Source organism: Nonomuraea sp. NPDC050536 (genome assembly GCF_044457685.1).
Lineage (GTDB): Bacteria > Actinomycetota > Actinomycetes > Streptosporangiales > Streptosporangiaceae > Nonomuraea.
This window is the reverse complement of sequence record NZ_JBITHD010000014.1, coordinates 274,452-284,507: the sequence shown is the minus strand read 5'-3', so window position 1 is coordinate 284,507 and position 10,056 is coordinate 274,452. Positions and strand designations below refer to the sequence as shown.

The window sequence follows — 10,056 nt, the reverse complement described above, 5'->3', positions numbered from 1 at the left end:
CGGAAGTTAAGCTTCCCAGCGCCGATGGTACTGCACTCGGGAGGGTGTGGGAGAGTAGGTCGCCGCCGCACAAATATTGCTGGAAAGGCCCACCCGTTTCGGGTGGGCCTTTCCGCGTTTCGGGGGTCGTCCACGGATGTGGATGGCCTCTTTCCGTGTTTCCAGGGCTCTCCCGCACGCCAGGGGTGGCCTCTCTTCCCGCGTCTCCAGGGGGCCAGCCCGAGGTGTCGGGTGGCCCCTTTTCCGCGTTTCGCCGGGTCATCCAGGGAGCTATTCCGCACCGCCGGGATGGCCTCCTTTTCGCGTTTCGTGGGGCCATCCACGGGGTGTGGGTGGCCCTTTCGTGTTTCTGGGGTGTTAGTTGGGGCGGAGGGTTACGGCGGAGACTATGAGGAGCATCACGCCTGAGAGGGCTGTCATGCGGCGGGCCGCCTTGGGGGTTCTGGTGAAGGTGCGGCCTATGCGGGCGGCCGTCACGGCGAAGAGAGCGTAGAACGTGCCGCAGCACACCACGTGGAGCAGGCCGAGCGCGAGCAGCTGCAGCCCGACCGGCATCGGGGCGTCAGGTGTGATGAACTGCGGCATCAGGGACAGGTAGAGCAGGAGGCCTTTGGGGTTGAGCAGGGCGGTGAGCAGGCTCTGGCGAAGCACCGTCCGGGTGCTTTCCGGGGCCAGCTCTCCGGGGACCGTTCCTGAGCGGCGCAGGGTCAGCAGGGTGCGGATCGCGAGGAAGGCCAGGTAGGCGGCCCCGCCGTACCTGATGATGGGGAGGGCGGCGGGCACGGCGCGCAGGAGGGCGACGAGGCCGGCCGCGGCGAGAACGCTGTGGATGACGTAGCCGGAGCAGATGCCCGCGACCGCGGTGAGCCCGGCGCGGCGGCCCTGACCGAGGCTGCGGGCCACGATGTACAGGAAGTCCGGACCGGGCGTGAAGATCAGCAGGAAGTCCACGCCGAGAAACAGGATGAGCGCGTGCGAGTCCATACCCCGACCGTAGGACGATCGGGGTGGCAGCCGATGACCGATTGACGCCCGCACGGCAGGGGCGGTGGCAGGATATTGCGTCATGGACCGGATCGATCGCAGAATCCTGCGCGAGCTGGAAGAGGACGGGCGGCTGAGCAACGCCGAGCTCGCCGACCGGGTGGGACTGACGCCGTCGCCGTGCCTGCGGCGGGTGCGGGCGCTCGAGGAGTCAGGCGTGATCCGCGGCTACCGCGCGATGCTGGACGGCGCGGCGGTGGGGGCGGGGTTCCTGTCGTTCGTCACGGTTGTGATGAGGTACGAGGATCACGACACCATCGCCGAGTTCGAGCGGAGGGTGGCGGAGATCCCCGAGGTCGTGGAGGCCCATCGACTCTTCGGGGATCCCGACTACCTGCTGCGGATCGCGGTGGCGGACCTGGAGGCGTACGAGCGGCTGCGCACGGACGTCCTGCTGAACCTTCCCGGGGTCGCCCAGCTCACCTCGCACCTGGCGATGAAGGCGGTCAAACCGGACCGCGGCTTCCTCCCCTAGGGCTACTGCGGGAGGACCAGCAGCGCGTCGCCGACGCCGCGCTCACCGCCGTCCGAGGGACGGTTGGCGAGCTTGCCCTTGACCACCATCGCGGTCGAGCCGCCGCCGTCGAGGTTGACCGCCTGCACGGCGCCGAGCCAGCGCATCAGCTGCGCCGCCTCCTGGAAGTTGGCCCCGACCGTCTGCCCGGGCTGCCGCCCGTCGACCGCGGCGAGGATCAGGCTGCCGTTGCGGGTGATCCCGACCAGCGTCCGCGGGTGCCGCCGCAGGATCATGGTGATGTTGTCCTGCCCGTCCCGCTTGGCAGTGATCCTCACGTGGCCGTTGCGCACGAGGCCGCCGTAGCCGGCGATGACGTTGAGGTCCGGTGTGAGCTTGAGCGCGCGCCCCTTGCGCAGGTCGATCACCTTGGTGTCGACCTTCACGGTCCAGTCCTGCCAGGCGTGCTCGTTCAGCCAGTCGGAGGCCACGCCGGAACCGTGCAGCACCCGGGTCCCGGCGGCGATGTCCGCCCCGGCGGCGCGCAGCCCGACGACCTTGCCGTTGGCGTCGAGCACCGCGTCGGTGCCGCCGTCGGCGGGCGTCTTGGCGCCGTACTCCTCGGTGTACAGGACCAGCTCGTCGGTCGCCGCCGCCCGGTTGACGCCGTTGACCGGCTGCTTGGCGCCGTCCTGCGAGATGGCCGTGACGCTCGTCTTGAGCTCGGTGATGCGTGCCGTACGGCCCTGCAGGACGACGGCCGAGCGCCCGGGGATCGCCTCGCTGAGCAGCTTCCCGTTGACGACGGAGGCGCCGACCGGCTCGCCGCGCAGTTCCTTGGCCGTGTGGATGTTGAAGAAGCCGCCGTTGACGCCCACGATCGCGCCGCGGGCCTTGGCCATCTCGGACACGGTCTCCCGCTTGGCGACGCTGGCGCCGATGCTGGAGACGTAGGAGCCCTTGAACGTCCTGGCGTCGATCATCACGACGTGCACGTTCCACGGGCCGGTGGTCTTCAGCCCGTCGTCGCCCAGGTAGTCGACCCGCGACTTCACCCCGGCGTCGTTGAGCTTCTTGGCCATCTCGGACGCCTTCGCCTTGTCCTTGAAGGACCACAAGCCCACGCGAACCATGTAGACCACCTGCTCGGACGCGTCGGCGACCCGCGGGCGCACGACCCGCTGCACGCTGGGCGTCTCACCGGCGGCCTCGACCTCGGCGGCCTTGTTCTCGGCCGTGGTCTGCTGGCCGTAGTCGCGGCCGCTGGGCATCAAGACGGTCACCGTGTAGCCGTCGGTGGACGTGCCGGCCTTCAGGTCGTACTCGTCCACGCCGGGCACGACCGCTGTCAGCTTCTTGTCCGGCACGGAAGGGACGCCGAGCGGGAACTTCGAGGTGGGGAACGTCACCGCCTGCTGGGATGCGGAGGCGGCAAGAGGCACGGCCGAAACCGTGAGCGCGGCGGCCAGGGACAGGGCCCCCGCGAGAGTGCGTCGGGACATGAAATCTCCAGAGGGTGGAAAACAACCGATCCATCCTGGCGAGATCATGGTCCGCAAGGGGGGCGAAACGCCCGGCGGTTATGGGATTGACATCCCGGCGATCACAACGTGATCATCTTGTGATTGAGTGGGCGAGGGTCAATATGGGTCAGTCCACCGCATTCGCCTGCGGAAACCGAGCACGTGGGTTTACCTTTCGGTAGGTCGCAATTCAAGCGGCAGACCATCCCGAGAGGCAGCCGTCATGGGGCTGAGTATCCTCCTTGTGATCATTGCGAGCGTGGTCCTGGGTTTCATCCTGGGCGCGTTCGTGGCGCGTCCGCGCCGGTGGGATCTGTACATCTGCGCCGACGACACGATCCACGCCGAGTCCGTCCACGCTGACGCCACGCCCGATCACAACGGCTAACCCGAGCGCAAGCCGTACCGACGGACGTGCGGCTTGCGCCGGCCGACCCTTACACTGGGACGCATGACACGCATCAGCATGTGGTGGCGGCCGCCAGGCGGCCGCTGACATTCACATGCGCACGGGCCGTCCTCAGGGGCGGGCCCGGCGTGGGTTCTCTCCAGGACGGCATAACGAATGGAGAGACCACGTCATGCGACACACCGTTCTCACCGGCGACCGGCCGACCGGGCCGCTCCATCTGGGCCACTACTTCGGCACGCTGGCCAACCGGGTCAAGTTGCAGCACGATCACACGATGTACGTGCTGGTGGCCGACTATCAGGTGATCACCGACCGCGATCTGCCCGGCGAGATCCAGCGCAACATCACCGGGCTGCTGCTCGACTATCTGGCGATCGGCCTGGACCCGGCCAAGGTGACGATCTTCCAGCACAGCGCGATACCCGAGCTGAACCAGTTGCTGCTGCCGTTCCTGAGCCTGGTGTCGATGGCGGAGCTGCAACGCAATCCGACCGTGAAGGACGAGATCGCGCACAGCTCGCAGAAGGCGGTGAGCGGGCTGATGTTCACCTATCCGGTGCACCAGGCCGCCGACATCCTGTTCTGCAAGGGCACGCTGGTGCCCGTCGGCAAGGACCAGGGGCCGCACGTGGAGGTGACGCGGCTGGTGGCGCGCCGCTTCAACGAGCGCTACGCCCCCGTCTTCCCCGTGCCGGAGCTGCTGCTCGGCGAGGCGCCGGTGCTGCGCGGCCTGGACGGCGGCAAGATGAGCAAGAGCCGCGGCAACGCGATCCCGCTGTCGGCCACCGCCGACGAGACCGCCGCGCTGATCCGCAAGGCCCGCACCGACTCCACCCGCCTGATCACCTTCGACGAGGTCGAGCGGCCCGAGGTGGCCGGTCTGCTGACGATGGCGGGCCTGTGCCTGGGCCGCTCTCCCGTCGAGATCGCCGACGAGATCGGGTACGGCGGGGCCGCGCAGTTGAAGAAGACGGTCACCGAGGCGGTCAACGAGTTCCTGGCGCCGATCCGGCGACGGCGTGCCGGGATCAGCGAGACGGAGGCCCGCGAGGTCCTGCGGCAGGGCAACGCCCACGCCCGCGAGCAAGCCATCCTGACCCTGGACGAGGTCAGGGCCGCGATGGGGTTCTAGCGGATGGCGATGGCCAGTTCGGAAGCCGGCGCGCGGGGCGGGCGGCGGTGCCGTGGGCGGGAGAAGCCCGCGTCGCCCACCAGGCGCGCCACCTCGCGGTAGGAGCGGATGCCCCAGCCGCCCGCGATGAGGTAGTTGAGGTCGAGCAGGTTCAGCAGCGTCCGGCTGGCGCGGCCGGGCATGGCGCCGCGGAACTGGTCCCCGATCACCAGCATGCCACCCGGGTTGAGCGCCTGCGCGACCCGGCCGAGCAGCCCGGCCAGCTCGGCGTCGTCGAGGCCGTGGATGACGTTGAACAGCAGCGCCACGTCGTACCCCTCGCCCAGGTCCTCCTCGAGGAACGAACCGGTCCGCAGCGTGATGCGGGGATGCGGCCTGGCGGAGGCCAGCGCCGTCGGCAGGTCGATCACCGTGGAGCGCAGCAGCGGATGCCGCTCGAGCAGCGCCATGCTGTAGGCGGTGTGGCTGCCGCCCAGGTCGAGCACGTGCCTGGCGTCGCGGTGCACGGGGATCGCCCGCGCCGTGGCGGGCCCCTGGCGCCGCGCCACGGCCGCGGTCCATGCCTGGAAGGAGCGCGACAGCGCCGGGTCGCCCTCGGTCAGCGTGTAGAAGGGGACCTCGGGCGAGCCGTCGCGGGCCGCCTTCTCCAGCCCGCGCCATAAGTCGGTCGCGCAGCGTTCCCAGAAGTCGAGCCCCTCGGCCAGGCACATCGGCGAGTCGGCGCACAGCCAGACCTTCGCGGTCCTGGTCAGGCGGTAGACGCCGCGGCGCTCCTTGACGTAGCCGAGGCCGTGCAGCGCGCGCAGCATCGCCTCCGCCGCGCGCGGCGCCAACCCCAGCGAGCCGGCCAGCCGGGACGGCGACATGGGCGTGGCCCGCAGGGCGTCGAAGATCCCCAGCCGGACCCCGGCTACCAGCGTGTGGAACCCGAGCACGCCGAAGTAGTCGGCCAGCATCGGCGGCACGATCGACAGCCTGAAGGCCGCGGCCTCCACCGGGTTCGGAAAGAGCGGCATACCAAGAAGGTAAGCCGACAATCCGGAAACGCCAGAGTACGGGGGTACTCAACCCGTGGACTGGTACACCTTCCGCAGCGTCTCGTGGACGATCCAGGTGGTCCGCGCCCCCTTGGACAGCAGCGCCACGTCCCCGGGACCCACCTCGATCGTGGTCCCGCCCTCGACGGCGATCGTCGCCCGGCCGGAGAGCACCACGAAGAGCTCGTCGGTCTCGACGTCGGTCACGACGCCCGGCGTGATCTCCCAGATGCCGCGCCCGCCGCCCAGGTCCAGCGAGGACGTGGCGGGCGATCCCGCCACGATCTGCTCGGGAGCCAGCTCGTCGGGGGCCAGCCGTACCTCATGGACGGGCACGGCGAACGCCCCCGCGGTGGTGAGCATGCGGGCGAGGTCGTCGGGTTCGGGCACGAGAACGTCGGACATGTGGCTCTTTCGCGTAGATCAGCGGGATTCCCGGCGGAACGACTCCAGTGCCAGCAGCGCGACGTGCAGTGACAGGCACGACTCGACATCGTCCAGGTCGGTGTCGAGGATGCGTTCCAGGCGGCGCAGCCTGTCGTAGAAGGCGGGCCGTGACAGGTGCGCCTTCTGCGCGGCCACGGCCTTGTTGCGCCCGGCGTCCAGGTAGACGCGCAGGATCCGGGTCAGGTCGCCGCCGCGCTGGGCGTCGTGGGCCAGCAGCGGCCCGAGCTCCCGCTCGGCGAACGTCTGCAGCCTGGCGTCGTCGCGCAGCAGGTGGAGCAGGCCGCGCAGGCGCAGGTCGGGCAGGCGGTAGTACGCCCTGCCGTCCGGCTGGCGGACGGCGACGTCGGCCACCTGCTCGGCCTCCAGGAAGCTGCGCCGTACGTCCTTGATGGACTCCACGACGGAGCCGGCGGCCAGCACGAAGGCGATGCCGGGCTTCCAGAGCAGGCGCAGCCGCTCGGCCAGGGCGGTCAGCGCGGGCTCGGCGGTGGTGCGCGGCGGCAGCGGCAGCAGCACGCCCACCCGGTCCTGGTCGAGCGCGCCCACCAGGGCGGGCAGGCGGGCGTCGCGGCAGGCGGCGGCGGTCGCCTCGGCCAGCTCGCCGAGCTGGGCCTGGCCGTCGAGCGCCTGCTCGACGGGCTCGGTGGGGCGGATGACCACGCTGATGAGCTTGCGGCCGGTGAGTGGGACGCCGACCGCGCGGGCGCGGGCGGCAGCCTCGTCGGGGTCGGAGTAGGCGTGGGTGAGGATGCCGGTGATGATCGTGCCGTGTGCCTGGCGTTCCAGGGATTCCTGGTGGCGTTCGAGCAGGCGGCCCAGTGCCAGCGTGGTGGCGGCCCGTTCGGCCAGCACCAGGTCGCGCGGCGTGGGCGGCACGTCGCACAGCAGGATGAGCCGTCCCCAGTCCTGGCCGCGCGCGCCGACCGTGGTGACCAGCCAGCCGGAGGCGGGGTCGTAGGCGGTCCGCTCGGCCGTGGACACGGCCCGCGACCTGGTTTCCCAGCCGGCCAGCAGCGCGCCGATGTCGCGGCCGGCGGACTCGCAGGCCAGCACCTGGTGGGCGAGGTTCTCCAGCAGGACGGGCCGGTTGGACAGCCTGGCCACCTGGGCGAGCACCTCGGCGGGGGAGGCGCCCTCGACGGACAGCTCGGTGAAGACCTCGTGCAGCTGCTCGGAGGCGCGCAGCTCCTCCAGCTGGATGTCGATGATCCTGGCGTGGACGGACTCGGTGATCTGCACGAACGGCGTCTCGCGGGCCAGCACGATCAGCGGCAGCCCGTGCTCCTCGGCCGCCTTCACCACGCTCCTGGGCAGCTCGCGGACGAAGCGCCGGCCCAGCTCGACGATCAGCCCCGAGGCGCCCACGGCCGCCAGCTCGCCGATGTAGTCGGCCAGCTTGTCCGGATCCTCCGGCAGCGCGACGCCGGTGGTCAGCACCAGCTCGCCGCCGCGCAGCAGATGCGCGATGTCGGCGATCTCGCCGACGTGCACCCACCGCACCCGCGTGTCGAGCCGGTCGGCGCCCGCGACCACGCGCGGATTGCCCCGGCGCACGGTCTCCAGGGCCAGCACATCGGCAACGGTGGGCAACACAAAAAGAGCCTATCCGATCAGCCTGTAAAAGCGGTTATGTAACCATTTACAGTTTGTTGCCCATACCTTTACCGGATCGGGCTACTCCATGTACTCGACTCCGGGGGCTTGTTCGCGGAGTTCCACGCGGCGGATCTTGCCGGAGATGGTCTTGGGAAGGTCGCCGAACTCGAGCTTGCGGATGCGCTTGTACGGGGCGAGGTTCTCCCGGCAGTAGGTCAGGATCGCGCGTGCCAGCTCCTCCGACGGCTCGTAGCCGGTGGCCAGGAGCACATACGCCTTCGGTACGGCCAGCCGCACGGGATCCGGGGAGGGAACCACGGCGGCCTCCGCCACGGCCTCGTGCTCGAGCAGCACGCTCTCCAGCTCGAACGGCGAGATCCGGTAGTCCGAGGCCTTGAAGACGTCGTCAGTCCGTCCCACGTAGGTGATGTAGCCGTCTGCGTCCCGGGTGGCCACGTCGCCGGTGTGGTAGTAGCCGTCGCCCGCCGTCAGGTCCCGCCCGACGTACCCGGCCATGAGCCCGGCGGGGCGGTTGTCGCCCAGCGGCAGGCAGATCTCCCCGTCGTCGCCGGGCGCGCCGGTGATCGGGTCGACCAGCGTGACGTCGTACCCGGGCAGCGGGCGGCCCATGGATCCCGGCTTGACCGGCTCGCCGGGGACGTTGCCGATCTGGGCGGTGGTCTCGGTCTGCCCGTAGCCGTCGCGGATCGTGATGCCCCACGCCTTGGCGACCTGGTCGATGATCTCCGGGTTGAGCGGCTCACCGGCGGCGACAGCCGTACGCAGGGGGAGTTTCCAGGCGGCGAGGTCCTCCTGGATGAGCATGCGCCACACGGTCGGCGGGGCGCAGAACGTGCTGACGCCCTCGTCGCGCAGCACCTCCAGCAGTTTCGGCGCGGAGAAGCGCTGGTAGTCGTGGATGAGCACGGTCGCGCCCGCGTTCCACGGGGCGAAGACGTTGCTCCACGCGTGCTTGGCCCAGCCGGGCGAGGAGATGTTGAGGTGCACGTCGCCGGGCTTGATGCCGATCCAGAACATGGTCGACAGGTGGCCGACCGGATAGGAGACGTGCGTGTGCTCGACCAGCTTGGGCTGGGAGGTGGTGCCCGAGGTGAAGTACAGCATCATCGTGTCGCCCGCGCGGGTCGGACCGTCGGGTGTGAAGGCGGCGTCCGCCGCCTGGGCCTCGCGGTAGGGCAGCCAGCCGACGGCATCACCGACCGCGATGCGGGTGTAGTCGCCCGGGCCGAACTTGGCGGCGTCCGCGGCGTTGGCGATGGCGTGCGCCACCTGGCCGCGCTCGATCCGCTCGGTGATGTCCTTGGTGGTGAGCAGTGTGGTGGCAGGGATGATGACCGCGCCCAGCTTGATGGCCGCCAGCAGCGACTCCCACAGCTCGGCCTGGTTGCCCAGCATGAGCAGGACCCGGTCGCCGCGCCGTACACCCTGGGCGCGCAGCCAGTTGGCCACCTGGTTGGAGCGCGCCGACAGTTCGGCGAAGGTGAACGTCTCCCTGCCGACGATCTTCAACGCCACAGCGTCGGGCGTCTCGGTGGCGAGCACGCCGTCGAACCAGTCGAGCGCCCAGTTGAACTCCTCGAAGGAGGGCCAGCGGAAGTCCCGGCGGGCGGTGGCATGGTCGGCCTGGAGCAGGAGGTCACGTGCGGACCGGAATTCGTCCATGCCCGGATCCTGCTACGTCGCCAGCCGCCTCTCAAGGCCATCGAGCACGGAGACGAGCCCGAAGTCGAAGGCCATCGCCCTGGCCGCGTTCGGATCCTCATAGACGTCCTTCATCCGCTCCACGAGTTCCGGATAGCCCTCGGCGGCCTTGGCGACCTTCGCGCGCAGTTCCTCCTCGTCGTACTCGACGTCGGCCGTCACGCTGTTCCACGCGACCTCGGGGATCGTGAAGCCGTAGACGTAGGAGGTGAGCGCGGCCATCGCGAAGTCGACCTCCATCCCGGTGAAACCCGCGAGACTGAACACCCTGTGCATCTGGTCGGACAGGTGCAGCGCGTTGGGGCCCAGCGCGGGCAGGCGGCCGATGAGGTCGGCCGACCACGGGTGGCGCAGGATCACCTGGCGCATGTTGTATGCCAGCGCGGAGGCGGCCTCGCGCCAGCTGGTGTGCTCGGGGTCGCCGACGTTCATCTCACCCCAGACCTCGTCGTAGACCAGCTCGAGCAGTTCGTCCTTGTTTGCCACGTACCAGTAGAGGCTGGTCGCGCCCGCCATCAGCTTGGCGCCCAGCTTGCGCATGCTGAGCCCGTCGCGGCCCTCCTCGTCGAGCAGTTCCATCGCCGCGGCGACGATCTCGTCACGGCTGCGGCCAGGGCTGGTGGCCTTGCGCGGCCCGCTCTCGCGGAACCAGACGGAGCCGAACTGCTTGGTGCTCATGTCCTCAGGAT

At 69.9% G+C, this 10,056-nt stretch carries 10 protein-coding genes; 3 read left to right on the top strand and 7 right to left on the bottom strand.

The window, feature by feature from the left end; translation table 11 throughout:
- Positions 1–357: 357 nt before the first annotated feature.
- On the bottom strand, positions 358–984 hold the full coding sequence (locus ACIBHX_RS34505) for a LysE family translocator (RefSeq protein ID WP_397071596.1): 627 nt from the start codon (positions 982–984) through the stop codon (positions 358–360).
- Between the two features lie 82 nt (positions 985–1,066).
- On the opposite strand from ACIBHX_RS34505, the gene ACIBHX_RS34500 reads away from it, so the two are divergent.
- Positions 1,067–1,519: an Lrp/AsnC family transcriptional regulator gene (locus ACIBHX_RS34500; protein WP_397071595.1), complete on the top strand. Its 453-nt coding sequence runs from the start codon at positions 1,067–1,069 to the stop codon at positions 1,517–1,519.
- Between the two features lie 2 nt (positions 1,520–1,521).
- Here the strand turns inward: ACIBHX_RS34500 and ACIBHX_RS34495 are convergent, their stop codons facing one another.
- Complete coding sequence (locus ACIBHX_RS34495; RefSeq protein ID WP_397071594.1) at positions 1,522–3,000, bottom strand: phosphodiester glycosidase family protein; 1,479 nt, start codon at positions 2,998–3,000, stop codon at positions 1,522–1,524.
- 265 nt (positions 3,001–3,265) lie between these two features.
- On the opposite strand from ACIBHX_RS34495, the gene ACIBHX_RS34490 reads away from it, so the two are divergent.
- On the top strand, positions 3,266–3,409 hold the full coding sequence (locus ACIBHX_RS34490) for a hypothetical protein (RefSeq protein ID WP_397071593.1): 144 nt from the start codon (positions 3,266–3,268) through the stop codon (positions 3,407–3,409).
- A 193-nt stretch (positions 3,410–3,602) separates the two neighbouring features.
- Positions 3,603–4,565: a tryptophan--tRNA ligase gene (trpS, locus tag ACIBHX_RS34485; RefSeq protein WP_397071592.1), complete on the top strand. Its 963-nt coding sequence runs from the start codon at positions 3,603–3,605 to the stop codon at positions 4,563–4,565.
- On the opposite strand, the gene ACIBHX_RS34480 is transcribed toward trpS, so the two are convergent.
- The 5 genes from ACIBHX_RS34480 to ACIBHX_RS34460 all read right to left on the bottom strand — a co-directional run bounded on the left by ACIBHX_RS34480 (position 4,562) and on the right by ACIBHX_RS34460 (position 10,045).
- Positions 4,562–5,581, bottom strand: coding sequence for a methyltransferase (locus tag ACIBHX_RS34480; protein WP_397071591.1), 1,020 nt, complete (start codon positions 5,579–5,581; stop codon positions 4,562–4,564). The genes trpS and ACIBHX_RS34480 overlap by 4 nt on opposite strands.
- Positions 5,582–5,629: 48 nt before the next feature.
- Positions 5,630–6,007 carry a cupin domain-containing protein gene (locus ACIBHX_RS34475; protein WP_397071590.1) on the bottom strand — a complete coding sequence of 126 codons (378 nt, stop codon included), beginning with the start codon at positions 6,005–6,007 and terminating at the stop codon, positions 5,630–5,632.
- A gap of 18 nt (positions 6,008–6,025) precedes the next feature.
- Complete coding sequence (locus tag ACIBHX_RS34470; RefSeq protein WP_397071589.1) at positions 6,026–7,642, bottom strand: PucR family transcriptional regulator; 1,617 nt, start codon at positions 7,640–7,642, stop codon at positions 6,026–6,028.
- 81 nt (positions 7,643–7,723) lie between these two features.
- Entirely contained in the window at positions 7,724–9,328 is a 1,605-nt protein-coding gene (locus tag ACIBHX_RS34465; protein ID WP_397071588.1) for an AMP-binding protein, read from the bottom strand.
- Positions 9,329–9,340: 12 nt separating this feature from the next.
- Positions 9,341–10,045 (bottom strand): TetR/AcrR family transcriptional regulator C-terminal domain-containing protein, encoded by a 705-nt coding sequence (locus ACIBHX_RS34460; RefSeq protein WP_397071587.1) that lies wholly within the window; start codon positions 10,043–10,045, stop codon positions 9,341–9,343.
- Between the last annotated feature and the right edge of the window lie 11 nt (positions 10,046–10,056).